The sequence below is a fragment of the Streptomyces subrutilus genome (assembly GCF_001746425.1).
Lineage (GTDB): Bacteria > Actinomycetota > Actinomycetes > Streptomycetales > Streptomycetaceae > Streptomyces > Streptomyces subrutilus_A.
The window spans coordinates 38,621-64,083 of sequence record NZ_CM007203.1 but is presented as its reverse complement, the minus strand read 5'-3'; the positions used below and the strand labels follow the sequence as shown (position 1 = coordinate 64,083).

Annotated in this window: 37 protein-coding genes; 5 read left to right on the top strand and 32 right to left on the bottom strand. The window is 71.5% G+C overall.

The features are described from left to right. Positions 1 to 61: 61 nt before the first annotated feature. The 20 genes from BGK67_RS00390 to BGK67_RS00295 form a co-directional block, all read right to left on the bottom strand. Positions 62 to 412, bottom strand: a complete 351-nt coding sequence (locus BGK67_RS00390; RefSeq protein ID WP_141753952.1) for a hypothetical protein — start codon at positions 410 to 412, stop codon at positions 62 to 64. Next, a complete protein-coding gene (locus tag BGK67_RS00385) occupies positions 409 to 651 on the bottom strand; it encodes a hypothetical protein (RefSeq protein WP_069917958.1) in 243 nt (80 codons plus the stop codon). The genes BGK67_RS00390 and BGK67_RS00385 overlap by 4 nt, the downstream gene beginning before the upstream one ends. Before the next feature lie 204 nt (positions 652 to 855). Beyond that, positions 856 to 990: a hypothetical protein gene (locus tag BGK67_RS40655; protein WP_279628643.1), complete on the bottom strand. Its 135-nt coding sequence runs from the start codon at positions 988 to 990 to the stop codon at positions 856 to 858. Positions 991 to 1,220: 230 nt separating this feature from the next. Next, positions 1,221 to 1,787 carry a bifunctional DNA primase/polymerase gene (locus BGK67_RS00375; protein WP_069917956.1) on the bottom strand — a complete coding sequence of 189 codons (567 nt, stop codon included), beginning with the start codon at positions 1,785 to 1,787 and terminating at the stop codon, positions 1,221 to 1,223. Next, the gene (locus tag BGK67_RS00370; RefSeq protein WP_069917955.1) at positions 1,781 to 2,260 is read right to left on the bottom strand and encodes a hypothetical protein; all 480 of its coding nucleotides are present in this window, start codon (positions 2,258 to 2,260) and stop codon (positions 1,781 to 1,783) included. Before BGK67_RS00370 ends, BGK67_RS00375 begins: the two co-directional genes overlap by 7 nt. A 230-nt stretch (positions 2,261 to 2,490) precedes the next feature. After that, complete coding sequence (locus tag BGK67_RS00365; protein WP_069917954.1) at positions 2,491 to 2,871, bottom strand: hypothetical protein; 381 nt, start codon at positions 2,869 to 2,871, stop codon at positions 2,491 to 2,493. An 84-nt stretch (positions 2,872 to 2,955) separates the two neighbouring features. Then, complete coding sequence (locus BGK67_RS00360) at positions 2,956 to 3,330, bottom strand: type II toxin-antitoxin system death-on-curing family toxin (RefSeq protein WP_069917953.1); 375 nt, start codon at positions 3,328 to 3,330, stop codon at positions 2,956 to 2,958. Beyond that, complete coding sequence (locus tag BGK67_RS00355) at positions 3,327 to 3,632, bottom strand: hypothetical protein (RefSeq protein ID WP_069917952.1); 306 nt, start codon at positions 3,630 to 3,632, stop codon at positions 3,327 to 3,329. The genes BGK67_RS00360 and BGK67_RS00355 overlap by 4 nt, the downstream gene beginning before the upstream one ends. Positions 3,633 to 3,690: 58 nt before the next feature. Continuing rightward, positions 3,691 to 4,683, bottom strand: coding sequence for a hypothetical protein (locus BGK67_RS00350; RefSeq protein WP_069917951.1), 993 nt, complete (start codon positions 4,681 to 4,683; stop codon positions 3,691 to 3,693). Between the two features lie 47 nt (positions 4,684 to 4,730). Further along, the gene (locus tag BGK67_RS00345; RefSeq protein WP_069917950.1) at positions 4,731 to 6,521 is read right to left on the bottom strand and encodes a hypothetical protein; all 1,791 of its coding nucleotides are present in this window, start codon (positions 6,519 to 6,521) and stop codon (positions 4,731 to 4,733) included. A gap of 290 nt (positions 6,522 to 6,811) precedes the next feature. Continuing rightward, the gene (locus BGK67_RS00340; RefSeq protein WP_141753951.1) at positions 6,812 to 7,108 is read right to left on the bottom strand and encodes a hypothetical protein; all 297 of its coding nucleotides are present in this window, start codon (positions 7,106 to 7,108) and stop codon (positions 6,812 to 6,814) included. Between the two features lie 315 nt (positions 7,109 to 7,423). Beyond that, on the bottom strand, positions 7,424 to 8,062 hold the full coding sequence (locus BGK67_RS00335; RefSeq protein WP_069917948.1) for a hypothetical protein: 639 nt from the start codon (positions 8,060 to 8,062) through the stop codon (positions 7,424 to 7,426). 108 nt (positions 8,063 to 8,170) lie between these two features. After that, positions 8,171 to 8,419, bottom strand: coding sequence for a hypothetical protein (locus BGK67_RS00330; RefSeq protein WP_167739504.1), 249 nt, complete (start codon positions 8,417 to 8,419; stop codon positions 8,171 to 8,173). Between the two features lie 8 nt (positions 8,420 to 8,427). Beyond that, complete coding sequence (locus BGK67_RS00325; protein ID WP_069917946.1) at positions 8,428 to 8,796, bottom strand: hypothetical protein; 369 nt, start codon at positions 8,794 to 8,796, stop codon at positions 8,428 to 8,430. A 314-nt stretch (positions 8,797 to 9,110) separates the two neighbouring features. Continuing rightward, positions 9,111 to 9,464 carry an HNH endonuclease gene (locus BGK67_RS00320; RefSeq protein ID WP_069917945.1) on the bottom strand — a complete coding sequence of 118 codons (354 nt, stop codon included), beginning with the start codon at positions 9,462 to 9,464 and terminating at the stop codon, positions 9,111 to 9,113. A gap of 131 nt (positions 9,465 to 9,595) precedes the next feature. Beyond that, positions 9,596 to 9,838: a hypothetical protein gene (locus tag BGK67_RS00315; RefSeq protein WP_141753950.1), complete on the bottom strand. Its 243-nt coding sequence runs from the start codon at positions 9,836 to 9,838 to the stop codon at positions 9,596 to 9,598. Positions 9,839 to 10,023: 185 nt separating this feature from the next. Then, positions 10,024 to 11,082, bottom strand: coding sequence for a hypothetical protein (locus BGK67_RS00310; protein WP_069917943.1), 1,059 nt, complete (start codon positions 11,080 to 11,082; stop codon positions 10,024 to 10,026). A gap of 104 nt (positions 11,083 to 11,186) precedes the next feature. Further along, positions 11,187 to 11,663 (bottom strand): DNA (cytosine-5-)-methyltransferase, encoded by a 477-nt coding sequence (locus tag BGK67_RS38545; RefSeq protein WP_244291068.1) that lies wholly within the window; start codon positions 11,661 to 11,663, stop codon positions 11,187 to 11,189. A gap of 151 nt (positions 11,664 to 11,814) precedes the next feature. Next, complete coding sequence (locus BGK67_RS38540) at positions 11,815 to 12,441, bottom strand: DNA cytosine methyltransferase (RefSeq protein ID WP_244291067.1); 627 nt, start codon at positions 12,439 to 12,441, stop codon at positions 11,815 to 11,817. Positions 12,442 to 12,517: 76 nt separating this feature from the next. Continuing rightward, entirely contained in the window at positions 12,518 to 12,994 is a 477-nt protein-coding gene (locus BGK67_RS00295; RefSeq protein ID WP_141753949.1) for a hypothetical protein, read from the bottom strand. A gap of 84 nt (positions 12,995 to 13,078) precedes the next feature. Between BGK67_RS00295 and BGK67_RS00290 the strand changes: the two genes are divergently transcribed. Beyond that, complete coding sequence (locus BGK67_RS00290; protein WP_141753948.1) at positions 13,079 to 13,801, top strand: hypothetical protein; 723 nt, start codon at positions 13,079 to 13,081, stop codon at positions 13,799 to 13,801. Between the two features lie 45 nt (positions 13,802 to 13,846). On the opposite strand, the gene BGK67_RS00285 is transcribed toward BGK67_RS00290, so the two are convergent. Continuing rightward, on the bottom strand, positions 13,847 to 14,107 hold the full coding sequence (locus BGK67_RS00285) for a hypothetical protein (RefSeq protein WP_141753947.1): 261 nt from the start codon (positions 14,105 to 14,107) through the stop codon (positions 13,847 to 13,849). 242 nt (positions 14,108 to 14,349) lie between these two features. Then, on the bottom strand, positions 14,350 to 14,640 hold the full coding sequence (locus BGK67_RS39350; protein ID WP_069917940.1) for a hypothetical protein: 291 nt from the start codon (positions 14,638 to 14,640) through the stop codon (positions 14,350 to 14,352). Positions 14,641 to 14,832: 192 nt separating this feature from the next. Between BGK67_RS39350 and BGK67_RS00275 the strand changes: the two genes are divergently transcribed. After that, entirely contained in the window at positions 14,833 to 15,036 is a 204-nt protein-coding gene (locus tag BGK67_RS00275) for a hypothetical protein (protein ID WP_069917939.1), read from the top strand. A 136-nt stretch (positions 15,037 to 15,172) separates the two neighbouring features. Here the strand turns inward: BGK67_RS00275 and BGK67_RS00270 are convergent, their stop codons facing one another. The 10 genes from BGK67_RS00270 to BGK67_RS00225 form a co-directional block, all read right to left on the bottom strand. Then, the gene (locus BGK67_RS00270) at positions 15,173 to 16,054 is read right to left on the bottom strand and encodes a hypothetical protein (RefSeq protein ID WP_069917938.1); all 882 of its coding nucleotides are present in this window, start codon (positions 16,052 to 16,054) and stop codon (positions 15,173 to 15,175) included. A 65-nt stretch (positions 16,055 to 16,119) separates the two neighbouring features. Continuing rightward, entirely contained in the window at positions 16,120 to 16,962 is an 843-nt protein-coding gene (locus BGK67_RS00265; protein WP_141753946.1) for a hypothetical protein, read from the bottom strand. A gap of 157 nt (positions 16,963 to 17,119) precedes the next feature. After that, positions 17,120 to 17,746 (bottom strand): zinc finger domain-containing protein, encoded by a 627-nt coding sequence (locus BGK67_RS00260; RefSeq protein WP_141753945.1) that lies wholly within the window; start codon positions 17,744 to 17,746, stop codon positions 17,120 to 17,122. Positions 17,747 to 17,922: 176 nt separating this feature from the next. Further along, entirely contained in the window at positions 17,923 to 18,282 is a 360-nt protein-coding gene (locus tag BGK67_RS00255; RefSeq protein WP_069917935.1) for a hypothetical protein, read from the bottom strand. A 97-nt stretch (positions 18,283 to 18,379) separates the two neighbouring features. Then, positions 18,380 to 19,030 (bottom strand): hypothetical protein, encoded by a 651-nt coding sequence (locus BGK67_RS00250; RefSeq protein WP_069917934.1) that lies wholly within the window; start codon positions 19,028 to 19,030, stop codon positions 18,380 to 18,382. Positions 19,031 to 19,129: 99 nt separating this feature from the next. Next, complete coding sequence (locus BGK67_RS00245; RefSeq protein ID WP_069917933.1) at positions 19,130 to 19,678, bottom strand: hypothetical protein; 549 nt, start codon at positions 19,676 to 19,678, stop codon at positions 19,130 to 19,132. A gap of 69 nt (positions 19,679 to 19,747) precedes the next feature. Beyond that, positions 19,748 to 20,131, bottom strand: coding sequence for a hypothetical protein (locus BGK67_RS38155; RefSeq protein ID WP_069917932.1), 384 nt, complete (start codon positions 20,129 to 20,131; stop codon positions 19,748 to 19,750). Positions 20,132 to 20,346: 215 nt separating this feature from the next. Then, positions 20,347 to 20,610 carry a hypothetical protein gene (locus BGK67_RS00235; RefSeq protein ID WP_244291066.1) on the bottom strand — a complete coding sequence of 88 codons (264 nt, stop codon included), beginning with the start codon at positions 20,608 to 20,610 and terminating at the stop codon, positions 20,347 to 20,349. 71 nt (positions 20,611 to 20,681) lie between these two features. Beyond that, positions 20,682 to 21,461: a hypothetical protein gene (locus BGK67_RS00230; RefSeq protein WP_069917931.1), complete on the bottom strand. Its 780-nt coding sequence runs from the start codon at positions 21,459 to 21,461 to the stop codon at positions 20,682 to 20,684. 58 nt (positions 21,462 to 21,519) lie between these two features. After that, the gene (locus BGK67_RS00225; RefSeq protein ID WP_069917930.1) at positions 21,520 to 21,996 is read right to left on the bottom strand and encodes a hypothetical protein; all 477 of its coding nucleotides are present in this window, start codon (positions 21,994 to 21,996) and stop codon (positions 21,520 to 21,522) included. A 272-nt stretch (positions 21,997 to 22,268) separates the two neighbouring features. On the opposite strand from BGK67_RS00225, the gene BGK67_RS00220 reads away from it, so the two are divergent. The 3 genes from BGK67_RS00220 (at position 22,269) to BGK67_RS00210 (ending at position 25,366) form a co-directional block, all read left to right on the top strand. Further along, positions 22,269 to 22,562: a hypothetical protein gene (locus BGK67_RS00220; protein WP_069917929.1), complete on the top strand. Its 294-nt coding sequence runs from the start codon at positions 22,269 to 22,271 to the stop codon at positions 22,560 to 22,562. A 139-nt stretch (positions 22,563 to 22,701) separates the two neighbouring features. Further along, positions 22,702 to 23,379: a hypothetical protein gene (locus BGK67_RS00215; protein WP_069917928.1), complete on the top strand. Its 678-nt coding sequence runs from the start codon at positions 22,702 to 22,704 to the stop codon at positions 23,377 to 23,379. Positions 23,380 to 23,521: 142 nt separating this feature from the next. Further along, positions 23,522 to 25,366, top strand: a complete 1,845-nt coding sequence (locus BGK67_RS00210) for a hypothetical protein (RefSeq protein WP_069917927.1) — start codon at positions 23,522 to 23,524, stop codon at positions 25,364 to 25,366. Positions 25,367 to 25,463: the final 97 nt, after the last annotated feature.

The window sequence follows — 25,463 nt, the reverse complement described above, 5'->3', positions numbered from 1 at the left end:
CCTGGGGCAAGCCCGTTGGTGCGGCTCGGGCGTTGGTACCCCGGCCCCCGGGTAGGGGCACTCAGGCTCCGGCTGAGTCGATGCTCCGGGCCCGGCCGCGTGCGAGCGTCGGCGGGCCAGACGCCGAGGGCTCCGACTGGGAGGGGTGGGCGAGCCGCAGTGCGGGCTGTGGCCACTCGTACGCGCGGGGCACGACCGTCGTTGAGCCGTCCAGGTCGACGGCCACCTGGTAGATCACCCGGCCGTCCGGATAGTCGTGCCGGGCCATGACGGCGGCGTAGCGCCAGGCCCCGCAGGACCAGACCCGGAGGGCGGGCCGGTCGCCCGCCGGCCAGCTCCACACCTTGGGCGCCGGACCGTCCTCGGGCCGCCACGGTCTGGACTCCACCGGCTCCGTCACCGGTGCGCTCACGCCTTCACCGCGGGAGCGTCGGACTGGGCTCGGGCCTGGCGTCGCAAAGCCACGCGGGCGGCCGGGGAGCGCCCGGGCTCCGCCCAGTAGGGGTGGGCCGCGAGGGCCCATGACACGGCGATCAGGCGACGGCGTAGGGCCGCGGTGTCAGGGCGAGGCTGTTGCGCGAGGTGCTCGTACGTGCGCATCACGTCGAGTTCGAGCTGGAGGAGGTCGTCGGGAAAGCAGGGGCGCGGCATGCTTCGATTAGGCCACTTGTTCGATTTTCGATGCAAGCGAAACCGGAACGTGGCGTTCACGCGGATCGGGGCGACCGCCGGGTCACCTTCTCGGGCACGGCTCCCCTGGTCCGTGTCCTCCAGCGTAGGCCGGGCCGCTGCAGCCGGCAGCGCACGCTCCGTGGCCCGGGGCCTGCCCACGGAGCTCGTCGGTAATCTCGGCGTTCACCAGCAGGCGCCGACGCCATCCTCCAGGTCTGCCATGTTCGCCGGCTCCCGGAAGTAGTCGTCCGGGCTGTGGCACGTGCAGATGCCGCCCTCGTAGGTGAGGCCCTCGCAGTGATCGGCATGGTGTGACATCCGAGCCGGTTCCTGCGCGCTGGGGGCCGGCCGTGGCGCAGGCACCACCGCAGGGGTTCCCGCGAGCTCGGCTCGGATGTCCTTGAACGTGCGGCCCTCCCAGTCCTTGCACGTCTCGCAGCCGCGTCCACCCGGGAGAGTTCCCGGGCAGTCGTACATGTGCATCTCGGGGTCGATGTCCATCTCAGCTCCAGGGGGGTCGAGGGGGCGTGGGTGCCCTGGCCTCCTGCTCACACGCCAACCGAGGTACGGGTGGTGGGCCCGCTGGAGAGGCGACGTGGGCGAAGCAGGGGCACGAGCCAGCCCGGCAGATCGCGCACGGGTGCGTCTCGCACGACCTCGTACCGGGCGCCGCCGATCTGCGAGTCGGGGCCGACCGTCCAGCCGCCGGTGCGCCGCCCAGGCGCGCGGACGTCGATGCCGGGCCCAAGCCGGGTGGCGCCGCCGGAGGAGCTCACGACAACGTGGCCGGCTGGCGCCCGGTAGTAGACATGGCGGCCGCCGGACGGGGTGGCGACGGTCAGGGTGTTCGGCCACTGCTCGCGGTGGCGGGCCAGCCACCAGGAGAAGGTGCCGAGCCCGTCGTCGCCGTTCTTCACATCGAGGTCCAGGACCACGACGCCGGAGGCCCGGCAGGCGACGCCGATATTCGCCCCGGCCGGCCAGCTGGCCGGGGCCGGGGTGGCAGCTAGCTGCCACCCTGAGCAGGCCGGTCGACGGCCCCCGGGCTCCAACGGGAACACGGCGAGGCCCCGCGCGGCCACGGCGGCCGCGGCCGTCAGGTCCGGAGTCAGCATGCGCTGCAGTCGCAGTGGTAGATGCAGCCGTTGTCCGCTGGGGAGTGCCCGCACTCCGAGCACGCTTCTGCCGGGTCCTCGCACTCGCACGGGGCTTCGTACTCGCCGCCAGCTCCGCAGTCCGGGCACCCGCTGTCCTCGTACGCGCCGTCGTCGTCGCCGTCGAAGCCGCCCTGGTGCCGCCAGCCGCTGCACCCTGTCGAGCAGCCGCAGCCGGGCGAGCACTCAGGGCAGATCATCCCGTTCGTCCAGCCGCAGCCCACGCACAGCAGACGCTCTGCCGCGGGCAAAGCATCAAGCCACTCCAGCGCCGACTTGTGCGTTTTGTGACCACCGTTGATAACGGCGTCCAGCAGGTCGGACCGTGCAGCCTCGGGGTGCTCCAGGATCTTGATGGCGTCCTGGTAACTGATACCGGACTCGGCGACGATCGCGCGTGCGTTGTTCTTCCTGGCCTGGGTGGTGTTCGGCAACTCATCCTCCGCAGGGACTGCGGCGCTCCCATGACGCGCCAGCCCAGAAGGGAGGGGTCGGCGACAAGCGGTGCTGCTTGGGGGTGAGGCGGCTTTGACGCAGCGCGTCCTCCGCTCAACATCCGCTCATGGGGCAGATGTTCGCGCGACCCAAGCCAGGGCTTGCCGGACACCGTACCGCAGAGCCAGGTGGTTGATCGAGCACCCACCCATGCGTACCCCGTGAGCGGTCAGCGGGCGGAGAACGTACCGCCCGGACCGAGCGGTCCCTGCGGGTCCGCTGCCAGGATGGCTGCGTCGAGCTCGTTCAGCGCTCCACGGAGCATGAAGACGGCGCCGCCGAACGCCAGCGCAGCTTCGCCGTGCGCGATCAGGTCTCCGAAGTCGGCAGTGAACGCCCGCGATACCCAGCGGGCCCCGGATTCGTCCTCGTCGACGTACTCGGAGGATTTCAGGGTGGCAACGGCGACGGCCAGTTCGTCGGTACCGAGGGGCCCGAACTCGACGTCCTGGGCCATCTCCACCACCTGGACGCACGCCTGCTCGAGGCTCTTGCGCGCTGCCACGATGCGGCCGTAGCCGGGGCCCAGCAGGTCGTCGATGTTGCTCATGCTGCCAGCGTACGGGCCGCCGCAGCGCCGATGCGCGAGATCAAGTCATTGCCCCACGACCGAGAGACCCGGCCCAGGGCGGCCTCAGTGCTGAGTGGTCCAGCCGCGGAGCCGGGCGGCAATCGCCTGGGCGCCGATCTCCTTGCGGCCGGCGCTCAGGACGAGTTCGCGGGCTTCCTTCGGCTCGTAGTTCATGTGGATGCCGTTGGTGGCCAGGAACACCTCGCCTGCGAGCCAGGCGAAGAAGTCGTTGTGGGCTTCGAGGGGCTCGTGGAGTGCGAGCGTCTGCATCAGGGCGGCCGCCTTGAGCCAGAGGGAGCCGTACACGTCCCGCTCCAGGTACCGAGACTGGATGCGGGAGCAGGCGGCATCGAGGACGCCCATGTCATCGCACGGCGGGTCCCCCGGGAGGGTCTCAGCGACCTGGAGCAGCTGCTCTGGGGTGAGGTACCGGGTCACGCGGCGTGACCGTGCTGCTGATCGTGGAGGTCGCTGCTGCCGAGGGGGACGTCGGGCCAGACCTGCCCGCGGACCGTTCGGACCGCGGAGACGCCGGTGTCGGCGCTGTCGAAGACGGTGGCCAGGCGCTCGACAGTGTCAGCAGCGTGCTCGAGGGCCTTGAGGAACGGATCCTCGGCGGCCGCGAGCGCGGCGTCGCGGACGAACGTCAGCGGGTCCTTGCCGACCAGGTGGGCGGCACGCTCCACGCGGGCGTAGTCCTCAGCGTCAAAGCCGGGCGGCGGCGTCTCGTTGCGCTCCATGGGGGGACGGTACCAGCGGCTTGGCTGCGCCCGCCCTGCCCCTGGGGAATCTGGCTGGTCAGCGGCTGTCGGCTTCTGCGCCCTGGCGCTCGGCGAGGAGGGTACGGCGCATCGTCTCCCACCGGGTCGGTACGAGGTCGGCTTCCGGAACGCCGGCGGCGTCCTGCTCGATCTGCACGGCGTTCGCGACCTTCCAGTACCACTTGCTGATGCCGCGGCGCTTGATCGGGAGTCCGGCGTCCGGGTGGGGCGGGGTGGACAGCCACAGGTGGGTGGGTGCACCGCCTTGGAGCTGCCGGACCAGGCCCGCGCGGCGCTCCAGCCACTGGGACAGGAGCCAGGCGGTCTCCTCGCTGAGCTGCGCGATCTCCGGCTCGGCGATCTTCCCGCGTAGACCGCCCTGCGGTTGTCGGGTGATAGCGAGGGAAAGGGATTCCTCGGTGAGGGTGAGGTCTTGGAGACGCATCGACTCGAGCTCGCCGAGGCGCGGCAGGGTGTCGCACATGACGCCCCACATGGCCAGGCCGCGCACGATGGCGTCGGGCCGGTCGACCTCGGGCCACTTCCCGGCCTCCAGCTGCAGGTGCTGTGAGATGACGTCGCGGAACCGGGCGGAGACGGTGGGACGGAGCGCCCAGCCGGGCAGGGAGGGGGTCTCGAAGGGGACCTTGGCGTGCCGGGCGAAGGTTTCCAGGCAGTAGATACGGATGCGTTCGGAGGCGTCGACGCTGGTGAGGTCGGTATCGACGGTCGCCATGGTGCGCAGATGACCGCCGCGCCCCAGGGACAGGTACGCCTTGACCGCTTCGGGCGCCAGGAGGTCTTTGAGGGACTCGCCGGCGGTCTCGCTGAGACCCATCGGGACCGCGATAGCCAGCTCCCCGGCGACCCATTCGAGCTGTTTCAGCCGGGCCTCCGAAACGGTGTCCGGGTTGAACGCATTCATCGCTCGGAACAGCTCGACGAGCCTGTTCAGCTGCGTGATGGCCGGCGAAAGAGGCGGGAGCGCGCGGTCGGCGCCTTCCTGCCTCAGGCGGACTGTCGTACCCATGGGTAAAGAGTGTGCCTCCTTTGGAACCGATAGGTGTAGTCCAACCGTCAATTCAGGAGCCCTCGACGGCGGGGTTGCACCAAAGGTTCCGGTTCGTACAGGGCCAGCAGGATCGCTTCTGCCCGGTCGGGGGACTTCATGCCGCGGGACGTCATCGACTTTTTCGACTCGATCTTGGTGTATCCGCCGGTGTTGAACTGCTGCTTGGGCGTGGAGAGCTGGGTGGCGGCCTTCCGGTCGACGAGGAGCCGCAGGCGGCCGCGGCCGGTGGACGGGTCGGGCTGCAGAAGGCTTCTGGTGGCCAGCCACATCTCGTCGCGTTTCGTCCAGGGCCGCATCACAGCGCCCGGGTCGTCCTGGGAGGGGGACTCGGAGACCATGACCCCGACGATCTGCGCCTGGTGGCGGCCGTTGTCGGCCCAGCGCTCCAGCATCCCCACGACGCCGTGCCCGATGCCGTTCTTGTCGACCTTGACCCGGACCTTGTGCGGGGAGCTGAGGGCGTCGGCGAGGCGCTGCGCGGCGTGGATCTCCTCGAGGACCTTTTCGGCGACGGTGACCTGGTTGTCGTTGTCGGCGCCGGCGGAGGCGTGCCGGAACTCCACCGCGTCGCCGACGCAGCGGTAGATCGTGAACTCATCGCCTCCATCGGCGGCGACGTCCACGCCGAGGCGGACCCAGGCCCCTTCACGGACGGTGTGCTCGGCGTTCTCGCCTTCCAGGCCGAGGTCGCACAGGCGATGCCAGCCCGGGCCGGTCGGGTCGTCCTGGTCGCGGGCGTCCTCGACCCAGGTCGGCGGGATGGCGAGGCCTCCGCCGCCCTTGGGGAACTTCGCGTAGACCTTCGCGATGACGTACGGGTGGTCCTCGCCGTAGGAGCGGATGGTGCGGTCCACCCAGTCCTGGTCGGGCATGTGCTGGGCCAGGGAGTGCCGCGCGACGCCGGCGGGGCAGTCGTTGCAGTAGGGGACCCGCTCCCCCGTGATCGCGGGGGAGTCGAGGGAGGAGATCGGCAGGGTGATGGTGGTCTGCTCGTCGGGGTCTTCGCCCTCGAGGCACAGCTCCTCGAACCAGGAGGCCGGGTCGTCCATCGCCGGGTTGCCGATGGCGAGCATCGCGGCGTGGCCGCCGGTCAGCAAGTTGTTGGTGCCGTGCCCGATCATGGGCGCGATGCCGCCGGCCTCGTCGACGATGAGCAGCAGGTGGGACATGTGGATGCCCTGCATGGCGGCCTCGTCGTTGGCCGGCGCGGAGAACCCGTACGCCGCGACGAAGTCGTTGCCGTACGCGTCGGGCATCTTGTACTGGACGGTGTCGCACTGGCCGGGGAGCCCGGCTCGGGGGACGACCTTGCGGATGTGCGGCCACAGCTGTCGCTGCACCTGCCGGAAGCGGGTCGCGGTGGTGATGCAGAGCGCGGTGCCGACCGGGTAGACGTTGACGAACCACACCGCGGCACGGGCGGCCAGGTGGGTTTTCCCGACGCCGAATCCGGCCGGGACCGCGGTGCGCTTGTGGTCGACGAGGGCGTCCAGGACCCTGCGCTGCTTGCTCCACATCGACTCGCCCAAGACGTCTTCCACGAAGCCGCTGGGGGTGTCGCGCCACAGGCCGTAGAGGGAGCCGGTGGCCCGCTCGACCTCCGTCATGACGTGGGGCCGTTCCCGGGCGGTGATCTGGTTCTTGAAGGCGTCCCGGCGGGTGGCCGGGGGAAGGCGCAGCAGGATGTCGGCGACGTTCCCCGCGTCCCGGGACACGATGCCGGGCCGGGCGTGGCGCAGCTTCGACGCGGGAGGGACCAGGCGGGGCGAGGAGGGGCCAGGCTGTACGGACGGCATGAGCGGACGGTGCGGTCCGGGCGGGGCTTGTGTCGCGGGCTGGCCGGGCGTCCATGCCCAGACTCCCCGGCCAGACCGCGGGCTCCCGGCCCGAGCGCTCGTGTGACGAAGACATGCTCGAGGCGGAAGTAGGTGCCGGGGTGAGGCCGCTTACCCGGGGGGCGGGGGCGGGCCGTCACCCCGGCCTGGGGTGCGATGCGCGGCGGCCTCCAAACCGGACCTGGGGAGTGGCCGTGGGCTCGTGCGGCGCATCGCACTAGTAGTACGTCGGCGGCCAGATTTTGTTACACCTACGCCGCGGCCGCGCCGGCGGGCCGCTTCCTGACGGGGAGAGGCGGCCGCTCAGCGCCCTCGGCCGCCGCGGTGGCGGAGCGGTGGGGCAGCGCGTCGATGGCCTGCTGCTCCTCGGCGGCCCGCCGGAACGCTTCTTGCACGATCTGCCCTTCGGCATCGGCAATGGCGCGTTCGTCGGCGCTGAGCTGGTACCAGGGCGTGGCGGTGATCCCGGCCAGCGCCAGGACTTCCCGCCGGGCCTCGTAGTAGTGCCGGGCCAAGGCCTGCGGGGCGAAGGGCATGTTCGTCGTCACGCTGAGAGGAACGTCGGCGGCCGAAATCTGTGACACCCGCCCCATCCGCCGTCCGGGAGCGGAGTCGTTCAGGTGCCCCTGGCATCTCGAAGCCCGCCGGTGCCCGAGCGGCAGCGAGGGCACCGGAACTACTTATTGGTGGTACGTGATGTTGTTACTAAGGGCGCCCAGTCCGCCGGAACCCGGAGGACCGGCGCCCGGGTCTCTGGGGCCCGGGTTTCCTGGCGCCGGGTTTTTGGGCCCCGGTAATCGGCCCCGGGGCCCAAACATTGGGCCCCGGGGGATCGGGGCCGACAGGTACATCGTTGTTGCAGGTCAGTGCCCGCGGCGCTTGCGGGCCACAGCCCAGTGCTTCCACACCAGCTTGACCGAGACGCCGGCGTGCTCGGCGATGCGGTACCCGTCCCAGCCGTACGGCTCCTCAGAGAGCGCCAGCGCCCCGTCCTGCAAGAACTCCAGGGCCACTTTCCGGCGGGCAGCCGCCTCGGCGACGATGCGGGACAACTCCGGCAGGCGTTCGCCGGCATAGGCAGGGTCAAAGTGCGGAATGCCCGCCCTCGCTGCGATCTTGTCCAAGCTCTCCTCCGCCTGCGCACCCTGAGAGGCTGGAAGCTCAGCGGGGAACGGGTCGGTGTCTTTACGACTACGTGGGTCGATGCCGTAGAGCGCCCTGTACAAAGCCTGCCGGTAGGCGTTCGTGGTCAGGCCCATAACCTTGGGCAGTCCGCGAGTGCGTTCGTAGAACCACAGGGAGGCCGCAAACTTGTTGCGGTCATCGACGTGCGCGGCGATCTCGAGGTCGGCCTGCCGGATGACCTCGGCGGCCCGTTCGACGCGGTCATCCGGGCGGGCCATGCGGCCGAGCTCGTCCTTCACGGCGTCTTCCGCTTCCTTACGGAGGCGGGGGTAGTCCGGTACCTCGAGCTTGTGGTGCGAGCCGCTGACGCTGGGCATGGTGGTGGGTCTCCCTTGTAGCTCTGGCGCGCGGCGCGCCAAGGCGAAAGGCTGGGGCAACCCCAATGCCGAACAACGCCGAAATGCTACAGCAAGGAGAGTGGGCTGTCACAGGGGCGTGCTGCGGAGGGGCACCGCCCTCCGGTAGAGCACTGCGAACGCGACTCCGCCGACGACCACCGTCCACCCCTGGCCGTCCACCGCCACGCGCTTCCCGCCTACCGGCCCGGTCGGGGTGTCCGTCACCGCGATCCTCCCGTAGCCGACCTTTGGGGCACCGGGGATCCGCCAGGCCCACAGCCACAGCGGCCCCAGGCACAGCCCGCGGGGCCGGCGGACCTGCGTACGAACCGTCATCCGTTCCGTCATCCCCGGCCCCCTTGGGCCTTGTGGTCTGCCCAGTCCTTCCGGCTGAAGGCGTAGACCGCCACGGTGGTCTGGCCGTAGATCAGCTGGATCCCAACCACCTTCTGAGTGTCAGCGTTACGGACGGCCGCAACCCAGGGGAAGGACGGTGCCATCGGACGCACCACAACACGCCAGCGGCCCACGTTGAGGTACCGGGGACGGAGCACCGACAGTTCGGACAGGAAGTGGTTCACGCAGAACACGACGGCGGCGGCCGGGAAGCCGAGCGCGATCAGCACCGTGCAGACCGCGCCGATCACGATCCACCCGTTGGGCCATCGAGCGGCCCCGTACCACGTGATTCGGTACGACTTCCATTCCTTCATCGGGCGGCCTCCACAATCACTCGGCGGGTACCGTCCGGGCCCAGCTGGTACCGAGGGCGGCGTGGGATCGGCGGCGGGGCCGCAGGCCGGGCAGTCGGCGCATCCTGCCGGGTACGTCGCCGACTTGTAGTCCCGCTTCGGGAACCGGAACACCGCGAACCCACGGCGGCCGATGCACAGCTCAAGACCGCAGCGCCTCGGATGCTGCGCGGGGCCGTGAGTCACGAACCCCAGCATCAAGATCGACACCGGCGCTCGCAGCTGCCACGTCCCGGCGCTCCAGCGTCCGCAGTCGAAGAATCGGGCTCTGCTCCTCACCGCCCCACCGCCGCAGTCGTGCGACGGGCGCCGTCCGGATCCAGGCGGTACAGGACGCCGTCCGGGTACAGGACCTCCACCTCACTCGGGAGCTCCGGCCGGCGGACCTTCCATCCGGCCGCGTAGGCCTCCTTCGGGTTGTCCTCGAACCAGCCGTTGCACACGGTGCAGACGGTCAGGAGGTTGTGTGCCTGGTTGATCCACGCCTCCCGGGCGCCGCCCATGCCGCGGTTCACGCGGTGGTGGATCGTCAGGTTGTGCGTGGACCCGCAGCGCGCGCAGGCGCCGCCGTCCCGGTCGTAGACGATCGTGCGGACAACCTCGGTGGGGCTGGTGCGGCGTCGGGCCACGGCGGCGAGTCTCCGTTCTGCCCAGCTCGTCGGGCGGCTGGGTCGCGGCCCTGGTGCGCGCGCTGGGCGAAGACGGGGACTGTGGACGACCGCCGTGCCTTACGTCGTCCGCTCGTTCCGGCCCCGCGCTCCTACATGCCGCATGCCGCGCAGGGGGCGGCGTCGTGCGCGCGCTCCTCGCGTTCCCTTCGGATGCTCCGCCAGGTCAAGGTGCCGTCGAACCTTGGCAGCCGTAGCGCGAACCCCTGCCAAGTCGGGTCCAGGCCCAGGCAGTGCGACAGCCGGGCCAAGCCCGTGCCCGACGCCATGCTGCGCCAGGTATCCCGGGACAGCCAGGACGCGTCGCCCCGGGCCGGGCCCTTGTCCGTTGCCACCCACCGAACGGACACCCATCGCGCCTCCAAGGCGCCGGGCAGGAACCGGGCCTGCAGGGACCACACCCCCAGCGTGACTCCAGCCCACGTTCCCGTGGTGGAAGTAACGAGGCGGAAGGGCCCCCAGGACCTGATGCGTGCATTGCTCTTCGTCATGGCTCGGGAAGATGGCCTCACCGTGGTGGTTACGTCGCCTGCTGGCCGGCCGTGGGGAACTGGGCGTGAACGTGGCTGGTGACGTACGGGTGCGCGGGGCCGTACCGGGCGATTGCCCGCTCGGCCCACCCCGGGTCGGCCACGTGGGCCCCCCAGGAGTGCTGTTCGTGCGAGGGCGGGCAGTCCGTGCATTCGCCGGTGAACTCCTTCGTGGCCGGGGGCAGGTCGGCGACGGCCATGCGGACGGTGTGCGTGCCCGGGCGCCCGGCCAGGTCCTCGAACCAGCTGCCGGGCAGCTGCGAAGGCGTTCCGACGGCGACCAGGCGGCTCGAGCCTAGGCGGCCCGAGCCCGGGACGATGTAGTCGATGGCCGCGCCCTGCAGGGGCTGGTGCTGGCCCGCGTCGGCGGCCACCACCAGCAGGTGGGGGCTGCGTACCTCGGCAAAGGCGTACTGCCCGCCTTCCTCGGGATACGCGCACATCGCCGCGGCGAGCAGCATCGGCTGCCCTCCGCTCACGTCGCTCCACCCGCGGTAGCTGGCGGAGGCTGAGCCGGGGAGCTCGGCCCGGCCGGCGAGCTGCGCCAGGTGCACCACGATGTCGGAGGCGGCCTGCGGGTCCGGGCAGGCGACACCCGCGAACGCATCACCGGGGCGGTGCACCGCGATGTGCCAGATCGCGAGCGTCACGGCGATTTCCGTTTTGCCCGCGCCGAAGCAGATCGGAGCGGCGACCTGGGGGTTCTGCACGGTGGCGTCCAGGATGGCTCGCTTCCGAGACCACGAAGGCGTTCCGATGACGTCCTCGGCGAAGCCGCTGGGGGTGTCCGCCCACAAGGCGTACGGGGTTCCGGCGCGTAGGTAGGCGAGGACCAGGACGTCGCACAGCGCGTCGTCGCCCATCTCGGCAAGGCGTTTGCGGCGCAGCGGCGGGGGAGTGCTCCACAGCTGTTCGAGCTCGACAAGTCGGGTGGGCCAGTCCGGGACGGCGGCCGTGGACGGAACCAGGTTGGAGTCGACGATGTGGCGGGCGCGGACCGCGATCTGTGCGAAGCGGGTCCGGTACGGGGCGGCGGGAGCGAGGTTCATGGCTGGGCACCGTAGAGACGGGGGTGGTTACCGTCGCGCGGTGTGGAGCTGCAGGCGACGTGACGCGGGCCCGCTACGGGGTACGTCACGTCACCTGCAGGTGATCAGGTCCGGCCGGTGCGGGTCAGGAGCAGGCGTAGCGCGGTCGCGGCCTGCGCCGGGACGACGCCGTTGCCCAACGCCTTGAGCTGCGCCGAGCGGGACAGGCCCGGTACGGCGGTGATCCAGCCCGGGCGCAGGCCCATCATCCACTCCACGAACCGGGTGGAGAGCCGCCCGCGGGTGTCCGTCGCCGGCGGAGCGGCCCGACCCAGGACCCGCTCCCACCGGGCGATCACGGGAGCGTACGGCCCCCACACCGCCTCGCCGGGGAGCGGCGGCCGCGGACTGCACACGCTGCGCTCCGGGACGGGGAGCAGCGCGGGCAGCTGGCCCTCGAGGGCCGCGGCCAGGGCCGGGCTGGACGGGGACGGCTCGCTGTAGTGGACGGCCCCGGGCAGCAGGTGCTCGACCTCATCGGCGAGCGTCGGCCCGTGCCCGCCCTCGCGCCGCTTGTCGGGGTGCTGGCTGCCCCCGTTCACAGCGAGCTGCGCCGTCGGCGTCTTGAGGAGCGGCAGCGCCGAGGGGCATTCGACCGCCGGCGCGGCCGGTACCGGGTGCTGGCGGACGGCGGGGCGGCCGCCGCGGCGTACGGCGGCCGCGCGCGGGTAGCTGATGCCGGGCGCTGCAGGGTTACGCCGCCTGTGGCCAGGCGATGATGAAGACCCTCTCGCGGCGGTGTGGGGCTCCGGCGTCCGCGGCGCGGTGCACGACCCACTCCGCATCGAACCCGAGGGTGGCCAAATCTCCGAGTACGGCACCGAGACCTCGAAGAGTCCCGGATCGCTGCTGCGGGTCCACTGGCCTTCGATCGGGTCCCATGCTGCGAGCGGCTGATGCGGAGAGGAGACCGCGGACATTCTCGATCACCACCAATCGGGGGTTGAGGACGGAGATGGCCAGGGCGACGTGCGCCCAGATTCCGGAGCGGGTGCCGGGGGTGATGCCGGCGAGGCGTCCGGCGAGGCTGACGTCGGTGCACGGGAAACCGGCCGTGAGGACGTCGACGGGTTCGACGGCCTGCCAGTCCACTGCGGTGATGTCGCCGTGGTTGGGGACGGTCGGCCAGTGGTGGCCGAGGATGCCCGCGGCGTGCTGCGCGGCGTCCTCCGGGTCGTATTGGCAGTGCCAGACGACGGTGCCGCCCACGACGTCCTGCACGGCGAGGTCCAGGCCCCCGTAGCCGCTGCACAGGGAGCCGATACGGGGGTTGTGGGGGATCAGGGGGGCGGGGGTGCGCTCGAGGGCGCTGGTGAGCAAGGAGGAGCTCCTTCCAGGCGGCCGATGCCGTCCGGGGTGGAGCCGGGGCCCCGCGGGGGAAGCCCCGGCGGGTGGATCAGATCGGGCGGCCCTCGTTCAGCGCGGTCTCCAGCGCGTCGAGGATGGTCACGATGTCCTCGATCTTCACGTAGGAGATGGCGACCGCGGCGAGCCCGTCCTTGCCGATGTCGATCTCGTACTCGGCGTAGGTCGAGTCGTCCTCCCAGCAGTACTTACCGGGCTGGGCTTCTGCGAGACCGCCCGAGCCTTCCTCGAACCAGCCGGGGCCGAACACCTTGGCCAGCGCCTGCCCTACGGCTTCCTTCGGGACGTCCTCGAACTGGATGGTGGCCCGGCCGTGGTCATCGAGGCACGCGGTGCCCGATCCCTCCCCGGGGCTCTCCCACCGCATCTGAACGTCGCAGCATCCGGTGGGCGCGACGGTGGGATTGAGGGCGGGGAAGGCGGCCCCCATGGCGTCCTGGGCGGCTCGCTCGTGAACGGTCCAGGCGGCGCGCCAGTCCTGGAGGGCCTTCATGACGTGTGGCTGCATCGTGAACTCCTTCCGCTCGCGGCCGCGGGGCCGTACGCAAGGGGCCACAAGACGCGGCGCGGGCGAACGCCGCACGCTGCCGGCGTGGTGATCTTTACGTCCGGCGGAATGGGGGCCGTTCACGGTGATTCCGGTCACGGCAGCCGTACGCTGGCCGCTCTGGTTCGAGGGCAGGGGGACGCGGTGGGCGCGGCGGAGTGGTTGAGCGCGGTGGCGGCGGCTGGCAGCGTGGTTACGGCGGCCGGGGCATGGAAGGTTGCCGCGCAGGCCCGGGACACAGCGGACCAGGCGGCCCTAACGGCGGCGGCGGCCGCGCAGATCGAGCGAGACCGGTTGCACCACGAGTTCACGCCCAAATTCGACGTCCATCTCGTCCGGCAGAATCCAGGCAGCCCCGTTGCCTCGCTGACAATTACGTGGGATGGGCCGTCGACTCTGGAGCGTCTGACCGAGGTCCGTGTGTTCGTCCGCGATGACGGTGTGCACCGGACCTCGTCCGCTACCGGGGTCCCGCCTTCGGCGGAGGAAATCGCTCAGACCGTGTGGGGCCCGTACCGGCTGCGGCCCGGGGTCAGCGGCGCGTCTTCCGACGGGCGGACAGCCACACATCGCGACCTGGAGCTCGGCGGAAGGCTGGTACTGGCGATGGAGCCGACCCTGCGCCCCTCGTGGATGCGGACGGATGACTGGTACCAGACCGGGGTTGCTCTGGTGCGCCTGCGTATTGAGGCGGTGCACCCCGCGTACCGGCCGTGGCAGCAGGTGTTCAGCGTGGGCCTGGAGCCGTCATGGGACGCACTGCCGTAGCCGGTCTGGCCCTCACGGTCTGGCTGGGGTGTCTGGCCGCGAACGCTAGCGGCAGGCCGTCGCGCGGTAGGTGGCAATCAAGCCGTCGAGTTCCCCATCGCCGGTTCCCTCGGCGGCTTCCAACGCCGCGGCGGGCAGCGGGTCCGCCGGGTCACAACCGAGGGCGGGCTGGCCGCCCAAGTGCGCGTGCAGCGCTTCCAGGCGGTCCAGGAGGGCGGCGCGACGCGCCTGGTCGGCATCCAGGGAGCGCCACCACTCGTACCGGCGCGCCGGAAGCGCGGGCAGGCTGGCCCGGATCTCTGCCATACGAGTCGCCAGGACGGCCCGTATGGGGCCGCGGAGCTGTTCGGCGAGCTCTCCCGGGGGGAGAGCGTTCGCGGCGGTCACGACGGCAGTCACGGCGCGCCGCCCGGTTCGGACATCTCGGTCATGAGCCCAGCGTTCCACCGGCCACTGACAAACAGAGCCGCGCCCGGGGCGGGGGGAGTCCCCCGCCCCGGGCGCGGCCGCGGGCTAGTCGGCGTAGTGCGCTTCCGTCTGCGTCCCGGTCATACGCCGCCCGCGTCGTCGGCCAGTTCACCGCCGGCGGTCGGGGTGCTGGACGGCATGGTCGGCGGCCGGGTCGGCTGCGGCGTCGGCACGGCCGGGCTGGGCGATGCCGGGGTGGGGGTGGGGGGGGGGGTGCTGCTCACACTCGGGCGCGGGGCTGGCGTATCGCACTCACTGATCCGGCCGATCTGGCCAGCCAGGGTCGCCAGGCAGGTGAGCAGGCCCACCAGGAGCACGGCGAGGATGAGAACCAGGGCGTCGAGTCGGGTGATGCGGGACTGGGGACTCATGGGGTGTCCCTTCCGGTCGGGGTTATGACCGGCGGACTATGAGCCGTGCCCGGTGCTTGTGGCGCGCCCTACGGGTACGGCGGCCGTCGAACGCGCGCGGTAGGGGGGCGTAGCGCTCGCCACGGCTCCTGTGCTCGACTGCGACGGCCAAGCCGGAGTCGGCGCCGGCTCATGGACCAGTGAGGAGAAGGCGTGAGCGACATCGTCATCACGACTGCCAAAGGCCGTACGTACCATCGGCCCGACTGTGGCCCCGGGTTCCTGGCGACCCGCGCGAAGAACGAGCGGCTCGGACGGAAGATCCACCCCGTCCTGGAGATGACCAGGGCCGAAGCCGTCGCGCTCCCTAGGAAGGCATGCCGCCACTGCGGGGGTGAGCCGACCCCGGCACTGTGACCGCAGGATGCACTCACGGCCCGGCTCCCGCCAGGGGCCGGGCCGTGAGGTCCGGGGTCACATGGTGAGGTCGTAGACCTCGGCCAGGCCGTACAAGCTGATGACGGAGCTGCGGGCCCGCCCCGCAGCCAGGGGGTCAGCGGGTCAGTTCGGCGGCGAGCGACAGCAGCAGGTCCACCCCAACGGCGTGCAGCTCCACAGCCGCCGGGGTGCTGTCGCGGACGCGGGCCACCGGGTCCAGCGCCGGCGAGACGTACCCGTACGGGCCCGTGGCCGTACCGATGGCGAGGCCCTCGTCGTCAAGCTGGTCGACGCCGGTGAAGTGCACCAGGTGCGCAGCGAGGCGGCGCGCGAGCCGCCCCTTGATGTGCCGCATCGGGTGCCGGGGCGTCCGCGACGACGGCAACGGCAGGAACCCGGGGAGCACCCGCTCCACCGCACGGACCGGGCCTGTGACCGACAGGTCGCACACGGGGTTGCTGCCGTGCATCGTCACGGCGTAGCGGAGACCGGAGGGAGTGCCCCAGGCCAGAACGGAGCTGTTCGCGTGCAGGCCCACGTGGTTGTGCGTGGCCAGGCCGCGGCCGCGTATCGCCGTCCCGATCTCGTTCAGCGCATCGAGCCGCCCCATCACCAGAGGGGCGCCCGGGCGGGAACGGGTCGCTGCCTCGTCGTCGAGGACGGGCAGCACCAGGCGCAGCACTCCGCGGGCAATCCGGGCCGCCTCGTGGCTCCCGACACGCAGATCCGGGCCGGTCGGCTCACGGCCGGGAAGCTGCCAGGCGACTTCGGTATCCCACGGCCCGTCGGCGACGACGACCAAAGCACGCAAGCCCTGTACGAGACGGACGGCCGGTTCGATCGTCCACCAAGCACGGTACGGCTGGACGGTCCACGGATTCCCGCCGCGCGCGGGCAGTGCCGCAGCCAGCCCTTCGGCGAGGGGTCGCACGAGCGGGCTGACGCCAGCCGGACCGCCGGCGGTCGGCGCGGGCACGGTGAGGGAGCTCAAGGTCATGACAGGGCCTTCCAGGAAGGGGCCGCGCCCCGGAGAGGGCCGGGACGCGACGGTGGGGCGTGGGGTCAGATCAGGTGGGGGACGGCGGTGAGCAGCAGGTCCGCGCCCAGATGGCTGAACTCGGCGACCACCTGCGTCTGGTCGTCGGCGCAGTCCGGGGATACGGCGTGATTCGGCAGGGCCACGTACCCGCCCGGCTCCTGATAGCCGTTGAGCGAGACTTCGTGCGCGGTGACCGGGGAGAGCTGCGGGTACCGGTCCGTCAGGTGCCGCGTGAACACGCTCCCCGTGTCCGTCGGGACGTGCCCGTCCGCCGGGGGAAGCACGAGCGGCAGAACGCCGTGCAGACCGCCCAGAGGGCCCACGTAGTCGGCCACCACGGTCCCGTGCACGGTGCGCACACCCCACGTACCGCCCTGCGCGGCTGACCAGACCAGGCCCGGGCCGCAGTAACCGTCCGCCACCTCCGGGTGCGCGCCAGCATCGATGAGCGCGTAGCCCAGCTCGGTCATGTCCTGCGCGCGGTGCTGGTGGACCTTGTGGAAGCCGCCGTCCGCCCGCGCGATGGCCGCGCTGGTGGCGCGGTCGAGTTCGGGGAGGACCCAGCGCAGCAGGCGCCCCGCGATGTGCGGGGCCGCGCCCGCCGGGTCGACGGCGTCGGCGACGATGTCCGCGTGGGACGCATAGTCGTCGGGGCGTTCGACGTACACCTCCAGCCGGGTGTCGTCCGGCTCCACGACCAGCAGGGCACGCACGCCGTCCGTGAGCCGGACGCAGGGGGCGCCGTGCCTCATCGCGTGCTCGGCGGGGGCGGTCGTCCACGGCCGGTTGCGGCGGGCGGGGAGCAGTGCGGCCAGGGCGTCGGCTACAGCCGGCACAGCCGGGGCAGGTGTGGGGGCAGTGATCATGCGGGGTTCCTCCCGTTCGGGGGTCCGGTCGGTTGCTCTCCGGCCGGGCAAGGTGGTCACGCGGGTGATGTTTACGTCGCGCCCCAGAGACGCGCGGGCGCGCCGCCATTGGCCCGGGGCGTGGCGTGGTGGCCAGGCCCCGGGCTTGTAGGTGTGCTCAGACGAGGGTGGACACCGTGGTGTCGGTGGTCGGCCGATCCTCGGGGGCCTGGACCAGGAGGATGGTGGGCGGGGCGGGGATGACCGTCCATCCGGCGCGTGTGAAGCGGCGTATGGCCTGATTCCGCAGACGGCGGCCTGTCTCGGGGGTGCGGGGGCGAAGGCTTCCCCGGGTGACGTAGCGGACCGTGACCCGGCGGCCGGTGGGGTCGGTCAAGCCGTCAGGGCGGACGTACCAGCCGGTGGTGTCGGGGGTGATGGTGCGCCCGACCTCGGCGAGCGGGGCGCCGTCCAAGACGGTGAGGGCGGCGCGGACCACGGGCTGGTCAGCCTCGGCGGGGAGGGAACCCAGCACGGTGGCCGTGGTGTCGGCGGGGTGCGGGTCCTCGACGGCCGTGGTGGTGCCCGCCTGCTGGGCGGGCGCCTCGGTGACGGTCTCGTCGGTCAGGTGGTGCGCGGGCGTCGGGACCCAGAAGTCCAGTCCGGCGGCACGGGAGCGCGCCTGGTGGTACTTCCGGGCGACCTTAACGGTGTTCTTCACGAGGTTGCAGGGGGCGCCCTCAGTGGCCTTGCAGGTGGGACAGGGGACGGTTTCGGTGACGGTCCAGGCGCGCATGGCAACCATGATTCTTCCTTCGGTTTGGGATGGTTGGCGGTCGCTCTCCACCAACACCCAAAATATTACAGCATGGGGACTAGATAGGGAAGGTGGCACACGCGCCACGTTCAACAGGGGTCGAGCTCGACGTGGACCTCGTCGATGGGGCCGCGCAGGTGGGTGGGCGCGGCCCCATCGCGGGGTCAGTTGTCGTCAGCGCTCTTCAGGGGGTGGGTGGCCATGCGCACGATGTCGACGCGGATCGCCTCAGCGACGGCGGCGGCGATCTCGTCCAGGCCGTCCCCGGCGGTGAGGTCAGGGAAGTAGTGGATCGGGTCGGTCCCGTGCTCCGGGGTGAGGCACAGGTCGCCCTCGTAGTCGACGCTGATCGTCCAGCGGTCACCCGCGCCGTGCACCTGGCCGGTGACCCCCCAGCATCCGGAGTCCCCGGTGAAGGCATCCCCCAGGGCGCGAGCTGTGGCGAACGCGATGTCGCCGATGGAGAACGGGTACTCGGTGCCGGGGTGAGGCGCGTACGGGCTGGTGACGGTCTTGCTGGGCATGGGGTTCCTTCGGTTCGGGGTTGTGCCGGCGTTTGCTCTGCGCCGGGGAGTGGAGCGCGCCGGGCGGGCTTGTGTCGCCCGCCCGGCACGGCGCGGGTTACGGGGCCTGGGCGGGGGTGAGCGGCAGGACGACGGCCGCCAGGAGTGCGGTGTCCTCCGCGAAGTCGTGGTTCAGGCCCTCGGGAGACTGATAGATGACGCGGGTCTGGGTGCCGTCCGCGTCGCGCAGTACGGCGGTCCAACCGTCGTGGTCGGTGGGGGCGTAGTCGTGGCAGTTCTCGTCGCCCGGCCAGGTCGACCCGCTGATAGTGACGAACTGACCGTCGTGCCCGGCCAGCACGATGTACGCCCCGTCCCTGTGGGCCTCGGTGCGGGCGGTGCGGCCGTGCGCTGCGAGTACCGCGCGCAGGTGGTGCCCGGCGTTCCACGGGGCGGGGCTGTCCGCGTAGTGCATCAGCCGGATCGTGACGGCGACGGTGTCGGCGAGGTGGACCAGTCCGTCCTCCTCCGATGCCGCGTCCAGGACACGCTGGTCGTCGTCGTGCCAGACGCAGAGGCTCGGGCGGCTCATGTTGCTGGTGTCGCCGACCTCCACGAGATAGCAGCGCCCATCGGGTGCGTGGACGGTGCCGCTCACGCCGAACACACCGGGCACGGACGACCAGGACTCTCCGAGGGTGAGGGCGGCGGTGCGCGCGATGTTGGCGATGGAGAACGGAGTCTCGGGGCCCTGGGCGGGGTGGCTCATGGTGTGCGGGTTCCTTCGCTTGGGTGGGGTCCGGCGTTGCTCTCGCCGGGGAGTGGGCCGGGCGGGGCGGGCTTGTGTCGCCCCGCCCGGCGGGGGTGGCTACGTGGGGCGGTTGCAGGACCGGGCGTTGTCGACGGCCACTTCGGCGGCGAGCCGGGTCCACTTCATGTGGAGCTTGAACGCGGCTTCCAGGTAGAGCGCGGCTCCCTGCTGCTCCCCGGCGCCCGTCAGGTGCCGTTCGTGGAGCAGCTGGAGACCGGCGCGCAGGTTGGCCTCCTGGGCCGCGAGCTGGGCACTGACGGGGTGGAGCGGGGCGGGGAGTTCGAGGGTGCCGAACACGGCGGAGATGACGTACTGGCCGAAGTGGGCCGGGAAGCCGGTCGCCGGGTTCTTGGCCACGACGTCCTCCGCGATGGAGAGGAGGAACGACGCGTCGAACGGCACGGAGCTGATGAGGGTCATGCCGTCGAGTTCGTCGGGGGTGAACGCCTCGAACTCCTGGGCCACGTCGTCGAGGAGTTCGGCGATCGTGGTCAGCGCGTCCCCGGCGGGGTGCTGGAGCAGGGCACGGCGGCGGGCGATCTCGGCGATGGCCCGGGCGCGGGAGGCGGCGTGCAGGGCGTTGGGCAGGGGCGTGCTGGTGGTCATGGCGTCTCTCCGTCTGGGGTGTGGGGGCCGGGGCCGGGGGCGCAGTGTGCGCCCCCGGTGGTGGCTAGGTCAGGCGGCGAGGAGCGCGGCGCGGATGGCCTTGTACTCCGCCTTGCGCGGCTTGTAGTTCGCGACGATCGCGGCGACCTGCTCGGCGGTGTAGCGGTAGACGGTGACGGCGTGGCGCATCCGGCCGCCGAAGGTGCGGCGGATGCGGGCGGCGCGGCCCTGGATGCCTGCCTTCTTGGCCTGCGTCCGCAGGGCGTTGGTGGCGCCCTGGATGACGTCGGGGGCGGCACCGGTGGCGATCACGTGGGTGGTGAGGGAGCGGGGGCCGGTACGGATGCGGCGGGCGGCGATGGCGGCGGCGCGCTGCTCACGGGCGGCGGCGCGGTTGGCGCGGATGCGGTCGCGGAGGACGGACAGTGCGGTGCGGGCGGCGACAGAAGCCATGGCGGGTTCCTTCGGTTCGGGTGGTGTCCCCGGTTGCTCTCCGGGGGTTCGGCGGGTTTCCCTGCCGACATGGAAAACATTACAGCATGGAGAGTGAATGGCGGAAGGGGGTCAGCTGAAAAAGATCAGAACTCCCATCTAGCAACCCGGATTCGACCCCGGCGGGCCGCCTGAGTGCGTCGGGTCAGGCATGCCTAGCTGTAACCAACTGCCAGCTAGAACAGGGCGTCGGTCTCGTACCCGGGGGCCTGGGCCGGCTGCGCATGCCGGGTGGGCCGCTTCGGGGCGGGCTCGTCCCCGAACAGGGCTTCCGTACCGCACGCGTCCGGTACGGCCGGCACAGGGCGGGCCACGGACCGCGCCTCCACCAGGGCCAAGGGCGCGTCCGGGTCGAAGTCGGCGCGCTGCATCGCGGACCAGTCGGGCCCGTCGTCGGCAGCGAGACGGGCGGACGGCTGAGGGTTACGGGGGAGAGACACGGCAGGCTCCTGTCTGGCGTTGAAGGGGCGGCGGGGCGCAGCACGGGCGAGTGCTGCGCCCCCGGGGCGGGTCAGGCGGACGGCTCCTCGTGCAGCGCCCAGCGCCACAGACGGCCGATGCGGTACCGGCCGTCCGCGTCCGGCTCGACAACCTCACGGCCAGCCGCGCCGTACCGCCGGTCCGCACTGAGCATGCCCTGGTAGTAGGCAGTCCAGCTGATCACCAGCCAGTCCGCTTTCCACTCCGCCGTCAGGCCGCTGCCCGCGCCGTCGGCGTTCAGGTCCTGGGCGAGCTGTTCGGCCACCTCCTGGCTGATGCTGACCTTGTCCCACGGGCCCCAGGTACGCGGGGCCCGCAGGCCCTCGTACGGGCCGTGAAGCGGGCCGGGGCCATCGATGACGAACCGGTCCACCTCGGGATCGGCGGGCGGCGGAAACTGCGCGGCGACGGCGTGACGAACAACGGCGAGCGGCGCCGCGCGGGAGAGGATCACGCACGACTCGTAGGTGTCGGACAGCCGCAGGCAGACGTACCCCTCGGGGTAGGCCAGGCCCGCGTACTCCTCGCACTCCTCGCAGTCGTCACACGGGCACTGGTGGAGCTGGTGGGGGTCGGCGATGTACGGAGTGCAGAGGTAGACCGTGGTGCGTATGCCGGGGCCGGCCTCGAACTCCCCCAGGACGACGTCCCCAGGCTGCACGTCGCCCGCCAGGGCGGGGACGATGTGGGCCGTGGTCATGCCCTCGGGGAGCGGCTGGTGTCCCTGGGCGGCCGCGCCGTCCGGGCGGGCGGTCACGATGAACCGGTCGGTGCTGCCGGGAAGCGTGAGGGTTTGGGTGGCGTGCGGCATGGAAGTCCTTCCGTACGGGCCGGGGCGGCGCAGCGCCCCGGCCCGGTGGCGGTGTGGGTCAGTGGGCGGCGTTCCACTCGGCGTCAAGGGCGGTGATCACGGCGGCGAAGTCCTCGGTGCCCGGCTTCTCCGGCAGGTTGCGGATCTCCGTCCGACCGTCGGCGACGTCCACGCGCTGGCCGTTGGCAGCGGTCCAGGTGTAGGCCGGCCGGGCCGCTACCGTCACGCACAGGGGGAGCGCGTCCCCGGCGCCGGTGCACTCCGGCGGGACGTCCGCACCGCACACGCGGTTGCCCATGGTCCGGCAGTCCCAGCCGGACTCGTCCTCGTCGACGACGCCGTCGCGGTTGTCGTCGCCCATGCCGTCTGCGCGGCCGTCGACGAACCCGTCGTTGAACGCTTCGACCAGAGCGGCCTCGGACGCCTCAGCGCGGCCCACGGCGTCGTGAGCGACTCCGGCGAGCGATCCCACCACCAGGGCGGTTCCGGCGGCCAGCAGGGCGTAGCGGGTACGTACGGAGCGCAGGAAGCGCATGGCGGTGTCCTTCGTTTGGGGTGTGCCCCGGGGTTGCTCTCCCCGGGCGGCCGTTCGGCGTGATGCAGAACTTACCCGCCCCCCTCGAAAAAGTACAGCATGGGGTTTGAATGGATCCGCCCTAGCGCCTTGACCTGCCATTACGAGGGAAGTTCATCGCAACCCCTTGTCAGTCACTCTCCATGCTGTAATGTTCTGGGTGTCGGCAAGGAAGCCCAGCCGACACCCCCGGAGAGCAACCGGGGGTACCGCCCAAACCGAAGGAACACCCCGTGTCTGTATCGCTCGAAAAGAAGCCCCAGCTCCTGCACTTCCTCGCCATCACCACCGACGCGGGCACCCCGGCCGCCAAGGTCCACCGCCTCACCCTCACCCCCGCCGACACCACCTACGACGACGTCGTCAACGACATGCACGTGGAGATGCGCGCCATCGAGGGCGCCGAAATCCACAACGTGATCGCCGTAGACCGCTCCTCCGCCTACGCCGCCGCCCGCCTGGGCGAGATCGATGAAGAGCTGTTCTCCGCCTGGCTGGAGCAGGACCGCCTCGCCGCCGGGCTGTAAGCCGCCCCGCACCGCCCGCCACCCGGCGGGTGGTGCGCCCCGCCCCCCCCTACCGGCCCGCCCGGTACAGGCGCAGGGCGCACCGCCGCCCAACCGCCCGGAGAGCAACCGGGCCCCACCCAACCCGAAGGAACCCCGCATGCCGCACTTCGGCGCGTTTGCCGCCTACGCCGCCACCCTCCCCGCCTCCCTCTCCACCGACCCCGACGACCTGGCGACCCTGGCCAAGCACCTGCGCGCCCTGAGGCCCGGAACCCGGCCCGCGCAGCGCGTGGAGCTCGTCGACGCACACGCCGACGTCCAGGACGCCGAGAACGCCACCTACGCCGCCCGTGAGCTCTCCCGGGGCCTCGCCCGCCTCCACGCCGAGACCCACGCCGACAAGCTGCGCCACGCCGCCGTACAGAGCGCCCGCGCCGCCATCCTGGCCGTGGAGCCCACCGCGGCCCGTATGCGCGGTACCGACATGCCCGTTACCCCCAGCGCCATCCGCGCCGCCGCCCTCGCCTACCTCCAGGTCGACGCCAGCCCCGAGGAGTTTGCCGGCATCTCCACCGGCACGCCCGTGGTGCAAGTCCACTGCCACCGCAGCGGCCCGTACGGCCGCCACATCACCGCGCAGATTGCGGCCTGCATCCGCACCGAGGAGTGGACGCTGCCCGCGCACCCCCCGATCCTCCTGGAGTTCGAGCGGCTGGACGGACGCCTTAACGGCGTCGAGAACGCCCGCAAGCTCCTGCACCGCAAGGACCCGAAGAAGGCCTACCTGCGGGTGACCGACGTCCCCGTCGAGTACATCGGCATCACGCGCCCCTGAACCCCACCCGGGGCCGCCCGCCACCACGCAGGCGGCCCCGGAACCCGCCCCCATCGCGCGCGCACGCGTAGGGCGGTGCAGAAAGTGCAGAAACCCCCCCTCCGGCGAGCAGCCGGGCCCACCGAACGAAGAGGACTCCACCATGTCGATCACTCCTACCGAGCGGGCCGAAGCGATGGCGTTGCAGGTGCTCATCTCCGCCCGGCTCCACAACGGCCACGTGGTGACCCACGACCTGGTGGACGCCGTCATGTCCCGTGACGCGGGCACGGAGCAGGGGAAGGCGAACAAGGAGTCGGTACGCCGGATCATCCGGAAGCAGGCCGCGAGCGAGAACGTGCGGGTCCTGTTCACCGATGACGAGCGGTACTGGGCCATACGCGAGCAGCTCCACCACATGACCCCGGAGGAAGTGGCCGCCCTCTCCAACAGCATCGCCGAGGGAGGAGACCGTGACCCGCGCGGGTGGGACCGGGTGCTGATCAGGGCCCTGTCGGCCTACCAGTCCCGCCGCCCGGCGCCGAGCCGCCTGTGGGGCTGCAAGCCGGTCTCCATCCGCCTGTGGCGTCAGGGGCCCGTGCCGACGGTGGAGGACGTCGTCGACGCCCCGCACGCGGTGTATGTGGGCGACGAGCGCGTTCACGAGGGCATCCCCGCGTCGCACGTCCGCACGATCGTGGGAAACCTGCGGTTCAAGCGGGCCGCCTTCACCCAGGACCCGGACGGCGCCATCTGCGTGGAGGACCGCGCGTACGTGCCGCAGCTCTTCCACATGCGGACCGTGAACGGCGGTACCCCCGAGCGCATCGACTCGGCCAAGGCCATGCGGGAGATCGATAACGCCATGATGAAGCCGGGCAAGGACGGCGTCCGGGAGATGTCCGCCGCAGGTTCCAGGGCCCGCATCGTCTACAGGGACGTCCGGGGCACGGTGGAACTGCGCCCGGCCACCCGGGAAGAGGCAGCGGCCACCGTCAAGCCGGAGAGGGAGCGATACGCGGTCGGGGACCTGGTGATCGTCCGGCCCGTGGTGTTCGACTCGAAGAAGCGCCGGCACCGGGTGATGCCGGAGTACCTGGGCACGGTGGGGAGCTGGGCCAGCCCGGATTACATGGTGCGTTCCCTGGTGGCTGACGAGGACGGGCACGGCGTCCGGCCCTGCCGCGTGCACGAACTGCGCCCTGCCACCGAGGAGGAGCGTGTCAGCGCCGCCGTCCAGGCCGTCGCTGACCCCCTGGACGACGGCCTTGCGGCGTACTTCGCCGAGACGTACGCCGCCGTCGCCGATGGGACCGCCGTTCCGGTGCGCGCCGACAAGGTGGTCGTGGGCATGGACGTCATCGCCGCCGTTCGACTCGAAGACCGCACCATCGGCACCGTGGACCGCTTTGTTCACCCGTATCAGCCGTCCGTCGCCGTGACCTGGGAGCCTCGTGATCACCGCGACAGCGTCATGGGGGACCGGAGGGTGTTCTCACCCGACCACCACCTGGTAGTGACCGTCGACTCCATCGCCCGTCTTACCTCGGCATCCTTGGCCGCCGCTGATGAGGAGCAACGCGAGGCCAACGACCGTGCGCGCCGAGCCGAGCTGGGGCGGAAGGCGTACGAGGAGGGCGCCCGTCTGGACGCCCAGAGGCGAGCCACGAACGAGGTCATCGAGGAGCACGCGCGGATGCTGCTGCTCAAGGTGGGCTACGGCGAGGCGCGGCCCGGTACCGCCGGATTCGTCTTCCGCACGAATCACAACGTCGTGGGCCTGTACGCCCAGGACGCACAGGGTGAGCCGTCGCCGGAGTGGCTGGACGTGTACCGGGATCTCCTGGAGTGCAGCGGCTGGTTCGCGGAGTACAAGAGCGGCTACCACGGCTCGTACCTGGCGGTGCTGCCGCCCACCGCCGAAGCCAGGGCCATGGTGGAGGAGGCCGCGGCCCGTATCCGCACTGGGATGGCCGCCGAAGCCCCCCCCCCGCCCGCCGGTTACTGACCCCACCGGGCGCCAGGGGCTCACTCAGCTCCTGGCGCCCCGGTACGCCCTGCGCCCCTGCGGGGTGACCGTCCCTCCGACCGCCCACCCGTACTGC